18 protein-coding genes are annotated in these 18,708 nt (G+C 61.0%); 7 read left to right on the forward strand and 11 right to left on the reverse strand.

Annotated features, from left to right (window positions below; genetic code table 11):
• Window positions 1-4 precede the first annotated feature (4 nt).
• From ACETII_RS11930 to rfbB, 7 genes are all read right to left on the reverse strand, one after another.
• A complete protein-coding gene (locus tag ACETII_RS11930) occupies window positions 5-1,522 on the reverse strand; it encodes a SpoVR family protein (protein ID WP_472785613.1) in 1,518 nt (505 codons plus the stop codon).
• Window positions 1,519-2,811 (reverse strand): YeaH/YhbH family protein, encoded by a 1,293-nt coding sequence (locus ACETII_RS11935; protein WP_363346184.1) that lies wholly within the window; start codon window positions 2,809-2,811, stop codon window positions 1,519-1,521. The genes ACETII_RS11930 and ACETII_RS11935 overlap by 4 nt, the downstream gene beginning before the upstream one ends.
• Window positions 2,812-2,851: 40 nt before the next feature.
• On the reverse strand, window positions 2,852-4,795 hold the full coding sequence (locus ACETII_RS11940; protein WP_363346186.1) for a PrkA family serine protein kinase: 1,944 nt from the start codon (window positions 4,793-4,795) through the stop codon (window positions 2,852-2,854).
• Between the two features lie 242 nt (window positions 4,796-5,037).
• The gene (locus tag ACETII_RS11945; RefSeq protein WP_363346188.1) at window positions 5,038-5,319 is read right to left on the reverse strand and encodes a hypothetical protein; all 282 of its coding nucleotides are present in this window, start codon (window positions 5,317-5,319) and stop codon (window positions 5,038-5,040) included.
• A 131-nt stretch (window positions 5,320-5,450) separates the two neighbouring features.
• A complete protein-coding gene (gene rfbA / locus ACETII_RS11950) occupies window positions 5,451-6,326 on the reverse strand; it encodes a glucose-1-phosphate thymidylyltransferase RfbA (RefSeq protein ID WP_472785614.1) in 876 nt (291 codons plus the stop codon).
• A gap of 68 nt (window positions 6,327-6,394) precedes the next feature.
• Window positions 6,395-6,949 carry a dTDP-4-dehydrorhamnose 3,5-epimerase gene (rfbC, locus tag ACETII_RS11955; protein ID WP_472785615.1) on the reverse strand — a complete coding sequence of 185 codons (555 nt, stop codon included), beginning with the start codon at window positions 6,947-6,949 and terminating at the stop codon, window positions 6,395-6,397.
• Window positions 6,950-6,976: 27 nt separating this feature from the next.
• Entirely contained in the window at window positions 6,977-8,029 is a 1,053-nt protein-coding gene (gene rfbB, locus ACETII_RS11960) for a dTDP-glucose 4,6-dehydratase (protein ID WP_472785616.1), read from the reverse strand.
• 343 nt (window positions 8,030-8,372) lie between these two features.
• On the opposite strand from rfbB, the gene kdsA reads away from it, so the two are divergent.
• Window positions 8,373-9,209, forward strand: a complete 837-nt coding sequence (gene kdsA / locus ACETII_RS11965; RefSeq protein WP_363346196.1) for a 3-deoxy-8-phosphooctulonate synthase — start codon at window positions 8,373-8,375, stop codon at window positions 9,207-9,209.
• Window positions 9,210-9,222: 13 nt separating this feature from the next.
• Here the strand turns inward: kdsA and ACETII_RS11970 are convergent, their stop codons facing one another.
• The 3 genes from ACETII_RS11970 to ACETII_RS11980 all read right to left on the reverse strand — a co-directional run bounded on the left by ACETII_RS11970 (window position 9,223) and on the right by ACETII_RS11980 (window position 11,135).
• Window positions 9,223-9,864 (reverse strand): dienelactone hydrolase family protein, encoded by a 642-nt coding sequence (locus ACETII_RS11970; protein WP_472785617.1) that lies wholly within the window; start codon window positions 9,862-9,864, stop codon window positions 9,223-9,225.
• A 243-nt stretch (window positions 9,865-10,107) separates the two neighbouring features.
• Window positions 10,108-10,644, reverse strand: a complete 537-nt coding sequence (locus tag ACETII_RS11975) for a hypothetical protein (protein WP_472785618.1) — start codon at window positions 10,642-10,644, stop codon at window positions 10,108-10,110.
• A 92-nt stretch (window positions 10,645-10,736) separates the two neighbouring features.
• Complete coding sequence (locus tag ACETII_RS11980) at window positions 10,737-11,135, reverse strand: carboxymuconolactone decarboxylase family protein (RefSeq protein ID WP_363346202.1); 399 nt, start codon at window positions 11,133-11,135, stop codon at window positions 10,737-10,739.
• A gap of 232 nt (window positions 11,136-11,367) precedes the next feature.
• Between ACETII_RS11980 and ACETII_RS11985 the strand changes: the two genes are divergently transcribed.
• Window positions 11,368-12,114 (forward strand): L,D-transpeptidase, encoded by a 747-nt coding sequence (locus tag ACETII_RS11985; RefSeq protein WP_363346204.1) that lies wholly within the window; start codon window positions 11,368-11,370, stop codon window positions 12,112-12,114.
• Between the two features lie 272 nt (window positions 12,115-12,386).
• On the forward strand, window positions 12,387-13,808 hold the full coding sequence (locus ACETII_RS11990) for a hypothetical protein (RefSeq protein ID WP_472785619.1): 1,422 nt from the start codon (window positions 12,387-12,389) through the stop codon (window positions 13,806-13,808).
• Here ACETII_RS11990 and ACETII_RS11995 read toward each other — a convergent pair.
• Complete coding sequence (locus ACETII_RS11995) at window positions 13,798-14,028, reverse strand: hypothetical protein (protein WP_472785620.1); 231 nt, start codon at window positions 14,026-14,028, stop codon at window positions 13,798-13,800. The two genes, ACETII_RS11990 and ACETII_RS11995, sit on opposite strands and share 11 nt — an antisense overlap.
• A 128-nt stretch (window positions 14,029-14,156) precedes the next feature.
• Here ACETII_RS11995 and ACETII_RS12000 point away from each other — a divergent pair, with 128 nt between their 5' ends.
• From ACETII_RS12000 to ACETII_RS12015, 4 genes are all read left to right on the forward strand, one after another.
• Window positions 14,157-14,330, forward strand: a complete 174-nt coding sequence (locus ACETII_RS12000; protein WP_363346209.1) for a hypothetical protein — start codon at window positions 14,157-14,159, stop codon at window positions 14,328-14,330.
• 244 nt (window positions 14,331-14,574) lie between these two features.
• The gene (locus ACETII_RS12005) at window positions 14,575-14,871 is read left to right on the forward strand and encodes a hypothetical protein (protein WP_363346211.1); all 297 of its coding nucleotides are present in this window, start codon (window positions 14,575-14,577) and stop codon (window positions 14,869-14,871) included.
• Window positions 14,872-15,153: 282 nt separating this feature from the next.
• Entirely contained in the window at window positions 15,154-15,870 is a 717-nt protein-coding gene (locus ACETII_RS12010) for a LuxR C-terminal-related transcriptional regulator (protein ID WP_472785621.1), read from the forward strand.
• Window positions 15,871-16,183: 313 nt separating this feature from the next.
• On the forward strand, window positions 16,184-18,667 hold the full coding sequence (locus ACETII_RS12015; RefSeq protein WP_472785622.1) for a TonB-dependent receptor: 2,484 nt from the start codon (window positions 16,184-16,186) through the stop codon (window positions 18,665-18,667).
• Window positions 18,668-18,708: the final 41 nt, after the last annotated feature.

Genomic DNA, 18,708 nt, shown 5'->3' on the forward strand with positions numbered 1-18,708 from the left:
CGACTCACGCCTCGGGCGACGCCATATGGGCCTTTAGCACTTCATTCGTCACGGCGTCGACCTCCTCGAGCACGACGTCGTAGCCCCAGAGCGCCGTCAGGTGGCGCAGCACCAGCGCCGTGTCGACCACGTCCAGGATCTTACCTTCGAAGACGCGATGATGGAGCACGAGTCGGCGCGTGCCGGCCAGGTCGACGTCGACGACCTGAATGTCGGGAGTATGGCGGCCCACTTCGTAATCGCTGGCAAGGCTGCGCCGCAGATCGTGGTAGCCACGCTCATTGTGGATCGCCTCGACGCGTAGCTTCGGCGCGTCCTCCTTGTCGACGATGTGGAACAGCCGCCAATTGCGCATAAGATGCGGACTGAGAAACTGGGCGATGAAACTATCGTCGCGGTAATTCGCCCAGACGTCCCTTAGCGCCGCCATTTCGTCGCCTGTTCCCGCAATTTGCGGGAACCAGTGCCGGTCTTCCTCCGTCGGCTCCCTGACGATCCGGGCGATATCGCGCATGATGTCGAAGCCGAGCGCATAAGGATTGATTCCGCTATAGCTTGGATCATGAGCAGTGGGCTGGCGGATCGCGTTGGTGTGAGACTGAAGAAACTCGAGGTAGCTGCCGTCGCTGATCTGCCCCTTTTCGTGCAGCCGGCTCATGATGCGATAGTGGCAATAGGTTGCGCACCCTTCGTTCATTACCTTTGTTTGCTGTTGGGGATAAAAATATTGCGCAATGAGGCGTACGATCCGCAAGACTTCGCGTTGCCAGGCATGAAGCTTCGGGGCCGCCTTCTCGAGGAAATAAAGAACGTTCTCTTGAGGAAGACGCAGCAGCGCGCGCTGGTGGTCGACAGCCTTGCGCGCGCTCTCGCCCGAGCGCGGCACGGTGCGCCAGAGGTCGTCGTAGAGTCGTTCGCGTTCTTCTCTGCGCTCGCGATCGCGCTTTTCCTCATCCGCGAGACTCATCGGCCGTTTGCGCGGATAGCGATCAACGCCTTGCGCCGACAACGCATGGGCGGCGTCGAGCAGGCGCTCGACCTCAGCATAGCCGTAACGCTCTTCGCAGGCGGCGATATAGTTCTTTGCGTAAGCGAGGTAGTCCAAAATCCCAGCGGGGTCCGTCCATTGACGAAACTGGTAATTGTTCTTGAAAAAATGGTTATGCCCAAACGCAGCGTGAGCGATCACCAGCGCCTGCATCGTCGCGCTGTTTTCCTCCATCACATAACTGATGCAGGGATTGGAGTTGATGACGATCTCATAGGCGAGCCCCTGAAGACCGGCGCGATAAACCCCTTCATATTGCGCAAAGCGCTTGCCGAAAGACCAATGGCGGTAGAGCAGGGGCATTCCGGTCGAGGAATAGGCGTCGAGCATCTGCTCCGTCGTGATCACCTCGATCTGATTGGGAAAAGTGTCGAGCCCGAGCTCCTGCTTGGCCACCACCTCCGCGGCGTCATGAATCATCTGCAGGGTTTCGAAGCTCCAGTCCTTGCCTTCGAAGAGCAGCTCCCCGCTCATTTCGCCGCCTCCGCATTGGCGCCCTCGCGGCGCTGGAACAATTCGCGGAAGACGGGATAGATGTGGTCCCGTCGCGAGACGCGGCGCATCTGGAAATTGCGCGCGCTTGTCGCGAGGGGCGCGTAGGCGTTCCACAAGGAGCTGCCGCCGATGTAGGAGATCGGGGACGTCTCGTTCGAGTTGGCGACCTCGAGATAGGCGAAATACTGGCAGCGCGGCAGGATCTTCTCCTGAAGCAACATTCGCGTCCTGTCGTTGTCGCTCAGCATGTTGTCGCCATCGGACGCCTGCGCGCCATAGATATTCCAGTTCGCCGGATCATAGCGGTCGGTGATGATGCGATCCATTTCGACGAGCGCCGACGAAACCGTCGTGCCGCCGGTTTCCGTCGAGCGGAAAAACGTTTCTTCGTCTACTTCCTGAGCCTCGTCGGTGTGACGAATGAACACGATTTCGACGCGCTGGTATCGGCGCGTAAGAAACACGTGCAAGAGCATGAAGAAGCGCTTTGCGAGATCTTTCATATGCTCCGTCATCGAACCGGACACGTCCATCAGACAGAACATGACAGCCTGAGCGACGGGCCGCGGAAAACGTTCGAAACGGCGATAACGCAGATCGACGGGGTCGAGGAAGGGGATGCGCAGACGACGCGCGCGCGCCGACTTGAGTTCCTGCTCGAGGAGATCGGCGATGTCCTTCTCGGTCGCGCCGGCGGTCTCCCGTTCGAGCCGCTCCACGATTTGCTGCTTCGGTCGTCCCATGGCGATCCGCCGCGCGAGCGACATACGCATCGTGCGGCCCAGCGAGAGATTGGCGGGCGTGCCGCTCACCGTATAGCCGGCGCGCCGCGATCCAAGCTTTTGCGCATCGACAAGTCCGCGCTTGGCGAAATCGGGAAGCTCGAGGTCGTCGAGGAAGATGCTCAAAAACTCTTCTCGCGTCAGCACGAAGCGGAAAGCGTCCTCCTGTCCGTGGCCTCTGCCTGGTTCGGTTCCGCCGCCGCCGCCATCGCCGCTCGGACGGTCGATGAGATCGCCCTCTACATATTCGCGGTTTCCGGGGAGGATGAAATCGCGCCGCTCTCCCGCCGTGTGGCGGAACACGGGCTCGCGCGCGCCGTCGGCCGGGACGGTGACCTCCTGCGCGTTTTCCAGGTCCTCAATGGCGCGCTCGCGGCTCGCCTCGCGAACGGCGCGCTCCACCGTATCCCTCACGCGGCGAAGGAAGCGCTGCCGATTTGAGAAGCTCTTGCCTCCGGGATTGAGCCGGCGATCGACGATACGCATGGTCCCCTTCGCTATCCTTGCGCGCGCGTCGCTCCCAGCGTTATCCCGCCTGCTTCACGCGCATATACCATTCGACCAGGCGGCGAACCTGCCGCTCGGTATAGCCGCGTGCAACCATGCGGCTGACGAATTCCCCGTGCTTGCTCTCGGTTTCGGTGTCCTTCTTGGTGCCGAAGCTGATAACCGGCAGAAGATCCTCCACCTGAGAGAACATCCGCTTCTCGATCACGTCGCGGATCTTCTCGTAGCTTGCCCAGGAGGGGTTGCGTCCCTTGTTGGAAGCGCGCCAGCGCAGCGCAAACTTTACGACCTCGTTGCGGAAGTCTTTTGGATTGGCGATGCCCGCCGGCTTCTCGATCTTGGTCAATTCCTGATTGAGCAGTTCCCGGTCGAGCATCTGGCCCGTATCGGGATCCTTGAAGTCTTGGTCCTCGATCCATGCGTCCGCATAATCGATGTAGCGGTCGAAGAGGTTCTGGCCATAGTCCTGGTAGGATTCGAGATAGGCTTTCTGGATCTCCTTCCCGATGAATTCGGCGTAGCGGGGCGCAAGCTCGGCCTTGATGAATTCAATGTAGCGTTTCTCGATCTCGGGCGGCAGTTGTTCCCGGCGCAGCGACTGTTCGAGGACATACATCAGATGCACCGGATCGGCGGCGACTTCCACAGTGTCGTGGTTGAACGTCGCCGCGAGCACTTTGAAGGCAAAGCGGGTGGACAGGCCCGTCATCCCCTCATCGACGCCGGCGGCTTCACGATATTCGAGAATGCTGCGGGCGCGGGGATCGACCTCGCGCAAACTCTCGCCGTCGTAAACCCGCATCTTCGAAAACAGGTTGGAATTCTCATGCGGCGCCAACCGCGAGAGCACAATGAAACGCGCCAGCATTTCTAGCGTATTTGGCGCGCAGCTCGCGTTGGCGAGCTCGGATTCTCTGAGAAGCTTCTCGTAGATGCGCTGCTCCTCCGTCACGCGCAGGCAATAGGGCACCTTGATGACATAGATGCGGTCGATGAAGGCTTCATTGTTGCGATTGGACTTGAAGGTCTGCCACTCCGCCTCGTTCGAGTGAGCAAGGACGATGCCAGAAAATGGGATCGCCCCGATGTTCTCGGTGCCGATATAATTGCCTTCCTGCGTCGCCGTGAGCAGCGGATGCAGCATTTTGATCGGCGCCTTGAACATCTCGACAAATTCGAGAAGACCCTGGTTGGCGCGGTTGAGCCCGCCCGAGTAATTATACGCGTCCGGATCGGCTTGCGCATGCGCCTCCAGCTTGCGGATATCGACTTTGCCGACGAGCGAGGAGATGTCCTGGTTGTTCTCGTCACCCGGCTCTGTCTTGGCTATGGCGATCTGGCGCAGCCGCGACGGGGAGATTTTCGCGACCTTGAACCGCGTGATGTCGCCGCCAAACTCATCGAGCCGCTTGAGGCACCACGGGCTCATGATGCTGCTCAGCCTGCGCCGGGGGATATTGTAGCGGGTCTCCAGAATTGGTCCGGCTTCCACGGGGTCGAAAAGGCACAAAGGGCTCTCGAAAACCGGGCTGAGCTCATTGCCCGCTTTGAGCACATAAATCGGATTGGCCTCCATCAGCGCCTTGAGCCGCTCCGCCAGTGACGACTTGCCCCCGCCGACCGGGCCCAGCAGATAAAGGATCTGTTTTCGCTCCTCGAGGCCCTGCGCCGCATGCCGGAAGAAACTGACGATGCGCTCGATCGTCTCTTCCATGCCGTAAAATTCCGCAAAGGCCGGGTAGACCCGGATGGTCCGGTTCATGAAAATGCGGCCGAGACGCGGGTCCCGAGAAGTATCGACAAGTTCAGGCTCGCCAATTGCGGCAAGGATTCGTTCGGCTGCGCTCGCGTAAGTTTTCTGATCCTCACGGCACAGTTCGAGGTAGGAATCGAGCGACATCTCGCTCGCCTGCCGCTCACGGTAAAACTGGACAAAGTCAGCGAAGACGTCGGTGTTCGCCATAGGTTAAGGCCTCTCCTCCGAACGCGGCGACGCGCGTTCTAACAAGAGGTACCTGAGCAAGCGCGAACTGATTTCAATATCGGGAGCGATAAGTCAGAAGGTCGGCAGGCTCTTCGGCCGCGCGCCTGGCGGTTTTCGGGCCTTAAGGTTCAGTCCGAGCTCGCAATCGAGAATGCTGAAGCGGAGCTTCAGCGCGCGAGCGCGGTTCGGCGCATGCGACGCCGAACCGCAGGCGGCCGCTCTTAATAATAGTAGCGGCGGCGATAATAACGCGGCGCCGGCGCGGTGGCGGCCCCGACCAGCGCGCCGCCCGCGGCGCCAATGGCGGCGCCAGCCAGGGTCGGACCCGCCAGGCCGCCAGAGGCAAGAGCGCCAATGCCTGCGCCCCCGAGACCGCCGATGATGCCGCCGCCGACGGCGCGTTCGCCCGGCGTATAGCAGCCATAGAGCGGCAAGGCGGCGGTAAGGACGGCGGCGACGAGAAATGCTTTCTTTGCCGGGCGGCTGAGCGCGATGCTTTGCATGGGAGACCTTTGTTTCGTGATGAAGTCGCGTCGGGGCGACGCCCCTACGCGCATCGCCACGCAAACCAGAGCTTTGCGCCATTACAATGGCCGCGACTGTTCATGGCGCCGCCACAGATTCGGTTAAGTTTTCAATCTTCGCGCTCGTTGAGAATCTGCAACAGATACGCGCCATACCCGCTCTTCGCGAGACGGGCCGCGGCTTCGCGCATCGCGCCTGCGTCGATCCAGCCTTGCGTAAAGGCGATCTCTTCGAGGCAGGCGACGCGTTGCCCCTGGCGCTGTTCGATCGCCTGCACATATTGCGCAGCCTCCAGCAGAGACGCGGGCGTGCCCGTATCGAGCCAGGCGAAGCCGCGTCCGAGGCGCTCGACGTTGAGCGCGCCAGCCTCGAGGTAGATGCGGTTGAGGTCGGTGATCTCGAGTTCGCCGCGATGCGAGGGCCTCAACGAGGCTGCGTATTCCGGCGCGCGCCCGTCGTAAAAATAGAGGCCCGTCACCGCCCAGTTCGATTTGGGTTTGGCGGGCTTTTCCTCGAGCGACGCCGCTTTGCCGTCGGCGTCGAATTGGACGACGCCGTATCGCTCGGGGTCACGGACATGATAGGCGAAAATTGTCGCGCCCTTCTCGCGCCTGCGCGCCGACTTCAGCGCCTCGGTCAGCCCATGGCCGTAAAAAATATTGTCGCCGAGCACCAGCGCGGAATTGTGGCCTTCGACGAAGGGCGCCCCGATAGTATAGGCCTGCGCGAGCCCCTCGGGGCGCGGCTGCTCCGCGTAAGAAAGCGCAATGCCCCATTGCGCGCCGGAGCCAAGCAGACGCTTGAAGGATGGCAAATCCTCCGGCGTCGAGATGATGAGGATTTCGCGCGCGCCCGCGAGCATCAACGCCGACAGAGGATAATAGACCATCGGCTTGTCGTAGACAGGCAGCAGCTGTTTTGACGCCGCAAGCGTCATCGGATGCAATCTGGTGCCGGACCCTCCGGCGAGAACGATGCCGCGCATATTCGGTGTTCCTCAACAATTAGGCTGTCAGACTGACCCGCGCCGCGCGTCCTGGCTACCCATCGCGTTCACGCGAAGGCCTCAGCGAGATCGCGCAGGCGCGGCCAATGCTTGTCCTTTTCGGACAGCAGGAGACCGCCGGGCGGCGTTGGCCAGGTGACGCCGAGTTCCGGATCGTCGAAAGCGAGGCCTCTGTCATGCGCCCCGGAATAAAATGCCGTCACTTTGTAAAGCACTTCCGTATCTGGCTCGAGCGTAACGAAGCCATGGGCGAATCCGGCCGGGATGAAAAGCTGGCGCCAGTTTTGTGCGGAGAGTTCGACGGCCACGTGCTTGCCGAAGGTCGGCGACGATCGGCGGATGTCGACGGCGACGTCCAAAATACGCCCGCGCACGACGCGCACGAGCTTGTCCTGCGCGAAAGGAGGCGTCTGGAAGTGCAGGCCGCGCAGGGTGCCAACGGGCCCCGAAAGCGAATGATTGTCCTGGACGAAAGTGTAATCCAGACCCGCTGCCCGCCACTCGGATTGTTTGTAGACCTCTGAGAAGAAACCGCGGGCGTCGCCATGTTTTTTCGGCGTGACGATCTTAACCCCGCTTATTTCAGCGTCTTCGAACTGCATGAGAAGAACTCGCGTAAATGGAAGGGGCTAAGCGATGCGCCCGAGTCGTTCGCCGCGATATTTGCCCGAACGAATGGCCTGCCACCAGGCTGGATTGTCGAGATACCATTGCACTGTGCGACGCAGGCCGGTTTCAAAGGTCTGCTCGGGCCGCCATCCCAACTCGCGCTCGATCTTCGAGCAGTCGATGGCGTAGCGCAGATCGTGGCCGGGGCGATCGTCGACAAAAGCAATCAGTCGGCGGAAAGAGCCCTCGGCGCTGGGACACAGTTCGTCGAGAATGTCGCAAATGGCGTGAACAACGTCGATGTTACGTTTTTCATTGCGTCCGCCGACATTATAGGATTCGCCGACGACGCCCTTGCGCGCGACGAGCATCAAGGCCGCGGCGTGATCCTCCACATAGAGCCAGTCACGGATATTCTCGCCGCGCCCGTAAACTGGCAGCGGCTTACCCTCGACGGCGTTGAGAATCATGAGCGGAATGAGCTTTTCGGGGAAGTGATAGGGGCCGTAATTGTTCGAGCAATTGGTGACGATGGTCGGCAGCCCGTAGGTTTCACGCCAAGCGCGCACCAGATGATCTGACCCTGCCTTGGAAGCCGAATAGGGCGAATTCGGGGCATAAGGCGTGTCTTCGCGAAATAGCCCTTCCGAGCCCAACGTGCCGAAAACCTCGTCGGTCGAAATATGCATGAAGCGGAAGCGGTCTGCTTGCGCCTGCGGTAGGGCGCGCCAATATTCGAGCGCCGCGTCAAGCATCGTGAAAGTGCCGACGACGTTGGTCTCTATGAACGCGGCCGGTCCGTCGATCGAACGGTCGACATGGCTCTCCGCGGCAAGATGCATGACCACGTCGGGCTTGAACTCGGCAAAGGCGCGGGCCACTTCGGCGCGATCGCAAATATCGGCGCGCCGGAAGGCGTAACGGGGATTTTCAGCAATGGGCGCGAGCGAATCCAAATTGCCGGCATAGGTCAGCTTATCGAAAACAAGAATATTATCCTTGGATTGCGTGATGAAGCGCCGGGCGACCGCAGACCCGATGAAACCAGCGCCGCCCGTAATCAGCACATTCATAACGTCGCTTCCATAACGTCGCTTCTCCCCAGGCGGCTCGTGAAGCCGCGAAAAGCCAAGGCTGCCAGCCTGCTAGTAGCATTCAGCCCAAGAACAAACAAGGTTGCGAAGATAAACCTCCGCCGTTCGCGCCGGCGTCTTTATAAATCCTTTCGCTTGCAGTTGTCGCATACACAAAGAACCGAAGGGCGGGCGCAGGCGCGGACAAGCTTTGTTGACGCCTTCCGAGCGCGACGCTAGCGTGCAACGCGACGCTTGCATGGGTTCTGGCGGAACGGCGGGCGTGTCGATTTTCAAGTCTTTGTCGACTGATTGGTAGATCGATGAAGAGGCCCGGACCCGCATGCAGCGCCACGTGACCGTCGGAAACATCGTTCTCGGCAATGACTTGCCTTTGACGCTCATTGCCGGACCCTGTCAGCTCGAGTCGCGGGACCACGCTTTCGAATGCGCCGCGGCTCTCGTGGAAATGGCCGCCGCGGCGGGCGTGGGGCTTGTTTATAAAACGTCTTTCGACAAGGCGAACAGGACGTCGGCGCGGGCGCCGCGCGGGCTCGGCCTCGAAAAGGCGCTGCCCGTGTTCGCCGATGTCAAGGCGCGTTTCAATATTCCCTTGCTGACCGATGTCCATTGCGAAGCTCAGTGCAAACCGGTCGCTGAGGTCGTCGATATAGTGCAAATTCCCGCTTTTCTTTCGCGGCAGACCGATCTGCTTCTGGCCGCGGGCGCGACGGGCGCCGCCGTCAACATCAAGAAGGGCCAGTTCATGGCTCCCTGGGATATTGGCCACGCGGCGGAAAAAGTCGCCAGCGTCGGCAACCAGCGCATTCTGCTAACCGAGCGCGGCGCAAGTTTTGGTTACAACACGCTCGTCGTCGACATGCGCGGCTTGCCGATCATGGCGCAGACCGGATATCCGATCATTTTCGACGCGACCCATTCAGTGCAGCAGCCGGGTGGGCAGGGAAGCGCGTCGGGCGGCGATCGACGGATGGCGCCGGTTCTTGCGAGAGCCGCTGTCGCAATCGGCGTCGCCGGCGTCTTCGTTGAAACGCATCCCGATCCGGACCATGCGCCGTCCGACGGTCCGAGCATGCTGCCCCTGCGCGCCATGCCAGAGCTTATTGAAACCCTCTTGGCGTTCGACGAAATCACGAAAAGGCGTTTGGCGCCCATCTAGCGCCGCGAGCCGCTTAACCCGTAAGATGATCGAGAAACCATGCGCCGGCTCGGACGACAACCTCCTCCAGCGCGCCGGCCTCCTCGAAAAGGTGCGTCGCGCCGGGCACGATTTCGAGACGCGCCTCGCAGGCCATGAGAGCGAGCGCTTCACGGTTAAGTTCGAGCACGTCCCAATCCTCACCGCCGACAAGCAACAGCGTCGGCGCCCGGACGCGTGGCAGGGCCGCGCCGGCGAGGTCCGGGCGCCCGCCACGCGAGACGACGGCGGCGACTGCGTTGGGCTGCTCGGCGGCCGCGACCAGAGCCGCTGCGGCTCCGGTGCTCGCGCCAAACAGCCCAAGCGGAAGGCCGCCAATCCCTTCTTCCTGCGGCGCCCAAGCAATAGCCTCGATAACTCTTTCGGCCAGCAGGGCTATATCGAAGACATTGCGCCGATCTCGCGCCTCCTCCTCTTGCATAAGATCGAACAGCAGGCAGGCGAGATCCCGCGCGACAAGTTGTTCTGCAACGTAAATATTGCGCGGACTTAAGCGGGATGAGCCGCTGCCGTGGGCGAAGATGATCAGCCCCGACGGCCGTTGCGGGCAATACAAAGTTCCGGGCAGGCGGCGGGGTCCAACCCAAACGCGCCTGTTTGTGGAGTGATAAGGCATCGCTCAAGCTCCCTTACGACGAGCGCGCGGATGCGGCGGCATCTATGTCTCGAAGCCGGGTAAGGAAGCGCCAAGAAAGGCCGTCAGGGCCCGGAAACGGCGGGCCACGGAGGCAGCAGGCCGCTGCGCCAAACGCTCGCGCCGGCTCCCGTGACCCTAAGCGTCGAGGCCGGCGTCGCCGCGCGACCGATTGGACCACACACGATCGATCTTTAGGTTCTCGCGCGACAACGAGACATGAGCCTACCGGGCTTGGAGCTTTGCAACGAACTTCTTGACGTCGTCGAGGCCCCAGTTCACTTGCATGCCGCGATGGCGGCCCTGCCAGACATCGCTTGCTTGAAGGTCCCGAACGGCGGCCGCAATCTTCTCTCCCGCGCGCTCAGCGCGCTGGCGCATGCCGAGCCAGAATTTCTCGTCGCTCAACAGTATTGCGGCCCGCTTCGAGGATTGGGCGGCGTATTGCGCAAAGGCCTCCAGACTTTTTTTGGCCTCCTCCGCCAGCACGGCGGTATATGTGCAAGCCGTTTCGGTAAGTTTATTGGCGCGCAGAAGCGCGTGAATTGTCGCGTTCGATTTTCTCAGCTCCGCCTCCAGCCTGGCGTTGGCGTATTCTCTGAGCTGGAGTTTTCTGCCAAGATCGAGCTCGGAGTCCCGAGCGGTCGCCAGCTCCCTTTCCAATTTCTCAATATGGGTCCTGATGGCGTCAGCAGTGCGGAATGAGAATTTCCCTGCTTCCAGATTGGCCAAGGCGACGTCGATTTGCATTTCCTGGGTCATGGGTCACGCTCCACCGCTAGGGGAAGATCGATATTGCAGTGCACGCGGTTAAATTTTTGTTTACCTCGACCATGGCGGCCGCGGCGAGGCCGTCACGGGACCTGATATGCGTCGTCGATGGAAACCCCGAGAGCCGTGACCAGTCTGTTCGTCATCGAGGCCATCCCAATGACGGCGAGGAGCTCGTGATATTCAGCCTCCGACATGCCTTTTGTCCGGGCGGCGGCCGTGTGCGAATGGACGCAGTAGGGGCAACCATGGGCGACTGACACGGCGATATAGATCATTTCTTTGACCTTGGGGTCGATCGCGCCGGGTCCCATGATCGCCTTGAGATTCTCCCATGTCCGCTTGAGAGTCGCGGGGTCATGAGCGAGGGCGCGCCAAAAATTGTTGACGTAGTCGCTGTTCCGCGTGGCGCGGATATCGTCGAACACGGCTCTTGCCTCGGCCGAGAGCTCGCTATCCGAAAGCAATTCAACGGTCGCCATGCATTTCTCCTGAGCCTGGGGTTTCGTTTTGCCGACGTATTTGCCGGCTCCCTTTTCGATGATATGGTAAACGTGCGTTTCCAACACATAAACAGGCGTCTATTTGGAGCCTGATGCGTGGCGCTGAACGAAGGGGTCGTCGTCGAGCGCCATGGTTCGGAGATGGTTTTGTCGACAGCTGCCCGTGTCCAGCGACGCGCGCCGCTCTCCTTACCGAAAGGGTTGTTGCCTGATGTCTCTCGTCGCGCGCCGTATCGGCCTGTTGCTCGCGTCAGCGGCGGGCGTGTCCCTTGCCGGATGCGCCAGCACGCAGTCTACTCACGTCTCGAACGTCCCCACGATCGCCGCGGCGCCGCAGAATCCGCCGGCCGAGAGCGTCCGGCCGAGGGAGCCTGGCGATCCTCCTGAAGGCAATCTTTACGCCGAAGTCAAGGACGCCGGTTTCACCGTCGCAGCCGTCAAAGCCGGACAAGTGGATTCGGCATTTCTTCGCAAGAACGTGGCCTATGCGACGAAGGAGCCTCCGGGAACAATCGTCATCGATCCGGCCAATCACTACCTCTATCATATAGAGGAAGGCGGACGAGCGACGCGTTATGGCGTGGGCGTTGGCCGGGAGGGATTCGCCTGGGCCGGAGAAGCGACGATCAAGAGTAAGCAAGAGTGGCCGGATTGGTATCCGCCAAAGGAAATGGTCGAACGCCGGCCGGATCTCAAAAAGCAACTCGTCGAACTGCAAAGCGGTCTCGGCATGCACGGCGGCCCAGCCAATCCGCTTGGCGCGCGCGCCATGTATCTTTGGCAAGGCGATAAAGACACATTGTTTCGGATACATGGCACGAATGAGCCATGGACGATCGGACAAAGCCAATCGTCGGGCTGCATTCGCATGATCAATCAGGACGTGATGGATCTCTATCAAAAGACTCCGGCCGGGACCCGGGTCGTCGTGCTGCGCGCCGAGGTGGCGAGACGGTGAATCGCCAGCGTAGCGCGCAACTTTGTAAACAGGCTCCAATGTCGCGTGGCGCCGTCGCCGGCAAACGCCAGTCGTCGTGAAAGTTTCCTGCGCTGCGCCAGGCTGCTTCCCCTGAAACGAGGCAGATTCCCTCCGTCTCGAAGGCGGCTGATAGCGTTCGCCACGCGTCAGGCGAGCGCATTGGCGCCGGCGGCGTGAGGGCGCGTCTTTCTCGGTCAGCTTCGCCGCTCTAAGCTTTGGCCGAATCACGCGCGCCGCAGGAGGGATCTCACGTGGAAAAGAAGCAGACCCGCTTCAGTGAAATCAGATTGCCGCTCGAGCTGAGCCGCAGCGAGCTCGTCCGCGCCTTCGTGCGCGAAGCGGCGCTGTTGGAAGGGGCGCTTCCCTCGATCGCCACTCAAATCGCCGAAGATTCGCTCCGTGCTTGGGCGGTGCTCTGCGCTCTCGCGAACGGCTCGGACAACGCCAGCCTGATTGTCTCGTCCTGGCGTCGAGACGTTCATTGTCGAATCCTCGTCAAAGGCCATGCGAGATTCTCTCGGCTTGCGCAGTCGCTGGGCGATCTTGTTCGGCCTGACGCCGGGTTCTCCATTCGTGAACATGGGATCGATGGATGGGAGTTGAGCTTTCACAGAAAGATCGCGGAAGAAGTCGAGCAACTCGAGAGGTTCGACTTGGCGATTCCGCAAGAGGCCGCCACAGCGGCGTCCGCGAAGGTTCGTATCGATCTGCCGAGTCGAAAAGACACCGCGGCGATTGCGCGATGCTTTTTGGACGTCTATGGCCACAATTACGTGCACACGGAAGTCTTCTCGCCGCAGCGCTACTGGAGCAAAGTTGAGGACGGCGCGCTGATCCCCGTCGTGGCTCGAAATGAAAAGGACGAAGTCATCGGCCATGTCGCGCTCGAGCGCGAACCGGGCGCGATTATAGCCGAACGCGGCGAGGCTGTTGTGGTGAACGCCTACCGCGGGCGCCATCTGCTCGAGCAGATGACAGAGCGCTTATCCGAAGAGGCGCAGAAGCTCGGCTTGACGGGGATCTATGCCTTACCAGTCACGATCCACACATTCTCTCAGCGCAACGATGAGCGGGCGGGCATGCCGGTCTGCGCCGTCCTGCTTGGCGCGGCTCCGGAAACCTCTCATCCGAAGGACGCAAATTATCCGACGCATGGACAGCGCCAGAGTTACCTGATGACCTTCCGTTTCCTCAAGGAGCCGCCCGAACGCAGGATTTATGCGCCTGAACCTTATCGCGCCGTCATGCTCGGGATCTACGAGAGCCTGGGGGCCAAGGCGGCCGCGTCTCAGTCTGGCGCCCCGGCCGCCGAGAATTCGAAAACCAAAGTATCGATCGACACGCGCGGCTACGGGAAAATCCACTTCGAGCAGGTGGGCGCAAAGGCAGCAATCGAGCTCAACCAGGCCTTTCAGGATATTCTCGGCCTTGGCGCGCGCGCGGTGCAACTTTCTGCGCCCGTCGACGATCCGGGTCTGCCGCTTCTGGCGGAGGAAGCGCGCAAACGCGGCTTTTTCTTTTGCGGCGTCGGGCCTGCCTTTTTCGACGACAGGGATATTCTGATGCTCCAATTTCTGAGCGACCCTTTGGACCTGGACAAATTGCAACTCTACACCGATCGGGCGAGAGAGCTCGTGTCGTTCATAAAAGGCGATCGTCCCGCTATTCATTGAGCCGCGCTTCATCGAAACGCGCGCATCTCGTTACTTGCGCCAGATAGTCGTCGCCTGCGGTGGATAGGGGCAGGCGCCAGAATGCAAATCCGAATTCATCGCAGCGCGTCATGTCGGCGCGTTGGCGGAACAAGAGATAATTCGCATTTAGGCGCGTTTTCATTAGCTTCTGCAAAAATCTGACGCTGCATTGCAGCGAACGCGGCGTGCTGTCACCCATCGGCAACGTCGTGGCGAAATCTCGCGGCGAAGGGGCATCTTTGCAGGCCCAGATCTTGATCCGCCCGCGAGTTGGGGTGACGCTTAGCTTACTTGATTGCACCGCCGTCGCTGTCGAGGAGACGCACGATGAAAAAGGTTTCGGAAGTTCGAGATCCCATCCGCAAGTTTCTCGAGAGCCTGGTTCCGACGACCGGATTCTTGCAGGCGGAGACGGGCAAGTGCGGCATGCCTGCCCGCTTGCGCCCGGGGCTTTCAGAGAAGACCCGCGCCGGAACCGCGCGACGCCGGCCCATGCATTGAGAGAGAGAGAGAGAGAGAGAGAGCGGACTGCTCGGGCCAAGCCTCCTCGGCAAAGGCTGTCACGCTTCGGCGCGCATGCTCACGCCTTTACTTTCACGCTTGAGGCCGCCTGCACTTGCTTCTCACATCGTCTTGCCGCAGCGCCCCTGTTTCTCTCCTTTTCGCGCGCGACGACGGATATGCGTCACCCTAGGTAACGTCGGGGGGCTCTCGGCGCGTTGATCCAAGGGAAAGCGTTTGCAAGATGAACACCGCAAATCTCCAACTAGAGGGTCTTTATGTCGTTCTCTCGGCGCTTCTGGTCTCGCTGCGGGACAAAGGCGTTTTCGAGAGCCGCGAGCTTGAGTCGATTCTCGTCGAGACGGAAAGACGGTTAGCGTCCGATCCCGAGCGAAACGCGCAGCTGCGCGACGCCAACGTCGATGCGATTTGCTTCCCCGCAAGATACCTCAGGCAAGCGCTGCACTCCTCCGAAGAGGGGGGCGGCCAGTCTTTCGTCGAGCTGGCGACGCGGGTTGGGCACATCAAGCGAGAACGTTGAGCGATCTACCCGTCAGAAATGCGAGCGCGCATGCCTGTGCGTGCGCTGGCGCACGTACGCCTCATGCGGCCTCCGCTACGGTTTATTCGAAGCGCCAAGAACGGGCAGGAGCCGACAATGACCGCCATCGTCGCAGCTATTTCAGCAACCCTCAACAGCGCCGTCGTACCGACGACTGCTCCTGCCGGAGGCCGACAACCTCCACAGGCGCGCCGGCGCAGGCATGGGACCCCTGAGCGAACACACGCGCGCCGCGTCGTAAATCCGTGAAAAGATCGGGGGATGGAAATGATCGCCGAAGCTTCGGAGCAGAGTCGTCGCTCGACTCCAATTGCAGATCTCGAAATGAGCCGACCGGAAACATTTTCAGAATTGGTCGTCGTTATCGAAAAGAGGACTCTCATTCGCGAGTGCCTGGCGTTGTGCCTGCAGAAAAGTCTGGCGCGTCCAGTGTTGACCTTTCCAGACCTGGAAAGCTGGAGAGAGCACGGCGCGAGCGCCTCTGCCGGGGTGCTTATCCTGAGCGGTTGCGCCGATACAGATGACGAACAACCGAGGATCCTGCGTGAGCTTCGCCAGGACCACAAGGCGATCCCCATCATCATTTGCTCGGACGATCTGAGCGCGAGCCATATCAGAAATTACCTGCGCTCGGGGGCGCACGGGTATATTCCGAGCGCGACGCCGCTCACAGTCGCCGCTGAGGCGATCCGACTTGTCCTGACCGGCGGCGTCTTCGTTCCGGCAAACGTCGTGATGTCGCAGGTCGAGCCGGAAGCTGGCCGCAAAAATCCGCTCAGCAGCTTCTCGAAGCGTGAGCATCACATTGTCGAAGCCTTGTTGAAAGGCAAACCCAACAAGACGATCGCTTACGAGCTCGACCTGAGCGAAAGCACGGTCAAGTCGCATGTCCGCAGCGTCATGCGGAAGCTCCATGTCCGATCACGCACCGAAGCGGTCGTCAGAATAAAGGAGCTTGTTCGAGAAGTGGAAGATTGAGCGCTCGGTTTGCGGCAGCGGGGCGCGCCGCGGACGCCCCCTATCGGCGTTCTTGAGTCCGGTGTCTCTCCTCGAAAGCCGGCAGACTCGGGAGCGGCGCTTTTGGCCCTGGGACAGGTTTTCGCTTGGCTCGAGCGGGGTTGGTCTCCGCGTGCCGGGCCGCGCCTGCGAAGCCGACTGTCACTCAAAAGCCACAGATATGCAGAAACTACACCTACATCATACTAGGAGGTGGCTCATCCTGTGACTTTCGTTAAAAATCGGCGATCAATGCGGTCGTCCCGGGGTTGGCGAGATGTCATCGGATCGGTTCTTGAAAGTTTCCGCGAGTGCAATGCTTGCGGCGATGATTGCCGGCGACGCCGCAGCTCAGGCCAGGTTGCCGACGATCAACGTCGGCGGACAACAAACGAGGCGCACGGCGAGTCGACAGGTCGCGCGTGCTCCGCGCGCCGTCCGTGCGACGCCTCTTGTTGCGCCGCCGTCCACCTTCGTGGCGGACGCCAGCGACGGCTTCGATTCCTCCGCGCAGCAGAACACGGCGCTCGGTCCGAGAATTGTTTATCCGGCGCCTCCGAAAGAGATGCCCTCCTCGAGCCAGCGCTTCTTCACTGGCGGTCAAGTCAACACGATCCCTGCCTTCCGGCCCGGCGAAGCGCTCGAGATCGTGCCCGGACTTGCGGTCACGCAGCACAGCGGCGAAGGCAAAGCCAATCAGTATTACCTGCGCGGTTTCGACCTCGACCACGGCACCGACCTCGCCCTTTATCTCGACGGCATACCGCTCAATATGCGCACCCACGGGCACGGGCAGGGCTACGCCGACGCCAATTTCGTAATTCCCGAGATGCTCGCCTATATCGACGCCCGCAAGGGGCCCTACAACGTCGAGGATGGCGATTTTTCGAACGCCGGCACGATCCGGATGCAATATTTGCGGAAGGTCCCGCAAGGCGTTTTTTCGACGACCGGGGGCGCGTTCAACTATGGCCGCGTCTTTGGCATGAAATCATGGGAGTTCGCCGGCGGCGACATTCTGGGCGGCGGCGAAATTTCGACCTACGACGGCCCCTGGCTCATTCCCAACAACGCCCGCAAGATTAATGCGGTGCTGCGGTGGTCGCGTGGAGAAGAGAACGACGGAATGTCGATTACCGGCATGGCCTACGCCAACCGCTGGAACTCGACCGACCAAATCCCGCTGCGTATATTGGATTGGGGCTTTTCCCGCTGGGGAAGCATCAACCCGACAGACGGCGGCGACACGACTCGGTTCAGCCTTTCGGGTCGCTGGGCGCAGGAGACCGCGAATTACTGGTCGAAGGTCGAAGCCTTCGCCATGCATTCGACGCTCAATCTCTTCAACGACTTCACTTACTTCCTGGCGCACCCGGTCATCGGCGACCAGTTCCGCCAGTTCGACCGCCGCACGATGATCGGCGGCAACGCCTATCATGCGATCAAGTTCAGCCTGCTCGACAGGGAAAGCGAGATCAAGGTCGGCTTCCAGTCGCGCTACGACGACATAAGGCTCGGCCTGCAGGACAGCTTCCTTCGCGTGCCTTACGCCACGACCCGCAACGACCATGTCGGCGAAGGCAGCATTGCGCTGCTCGCCGACGTGAAGACGAGATGGGCGCCGTGGCTCAAGACCATCGTCGGCGCCCGCTGGGATTACTACTGGGGCAGCAACACGGGCCTCCAGGCCTATTGGGATTCGCCCTTGATTCCCGCCCTCGACGCCCCTGGTTTCGATCCCACCAATCCGTTTCGCCTATGGACCGGGCCCATCAACAGCGGAACGTCCAACGCGCAGCTCCTAAGCCCGAAGGCGTCGGTCATCATCAACCCATGGGACGATAAGACCGACTTTTACCTCAACTTCGGGCGTGGTTTTCATTCCAACGACTTCCGCGCCACCACGCAGCGCGTCGCCGCCACGGAAGCGACGGATGATCTCGGCTACGTCGGTGTCCGCAGGCAGGGACTTCTCTCGCCCTCGACCGGAGCGGAGGTCGGGGTGAAGACCAAAGCGATCGACAAGCTCGAGAGCGCCGCGACGCTGTTCTTCATCCAGACCGCGCAAGAGAACATCTTCGAGGGCGACAGCGGCAACACCGTGATCGCGCGGGGCGCCGATCGCATCGGCGTCGAATTCACCAACCACTATCGCCCCCTCTCCTGGCTCGCTTTCGAGGGCGATCTGACCGCCGTCCGCGCTCGCTTCAGGGGCTTCAACCAGGAACAGGCCGACCTCTACAGCGAGTTGCTTCAGCCAGGGGCCTTCGAATGGGGCGCGTGGCAGAGCAACGCGCCGGGCAATTATCTGGTCAACGCCACGCCGATCATTGCGACGGCCGTCCTCGAGCTGGGCGAGGCGACCGGCTGGTTCGGCAACTTCAAATACCGTTACATTGCGCCCCGCGCGCTCACCGAGGACGGTTTCCTAAAAAGCCCGGCGATCGGGACGGTGAATGCGCGCGTCGGCTATCGCTGGAAGGAGGGCTGGAAGCTTCAGCTCGATGTCTTCAATATGTTCAATTCCAGGTCGCAGCAGATCGCCTATGGCTATGGATCGTTCATTCCGCAGGATCCGCTCTTTCGCGCCTGCACCGGAACCATTATCGCTCCGACCACCGACGCGGTGTGCGGCGTCGGCCAGATGGGCGTCGTCGGCCATCCGGTCGAGCGGCCGTCATGGCGCCTGACCTTCGGCGGGCCGCTTGATTTCGACCCTGCGACGAGCAGAGGGCCCGATCTGACGGAGCCGTTCCAGCTTATAAAGTTCTGGGAGTAACGTCCGCCTCTAGACGAAGGCGCCCGGCCGGGCGCCGTCCT

It is taken from the genome of Methylocystis sp. NC52PC (assembly GCF_055698645.1).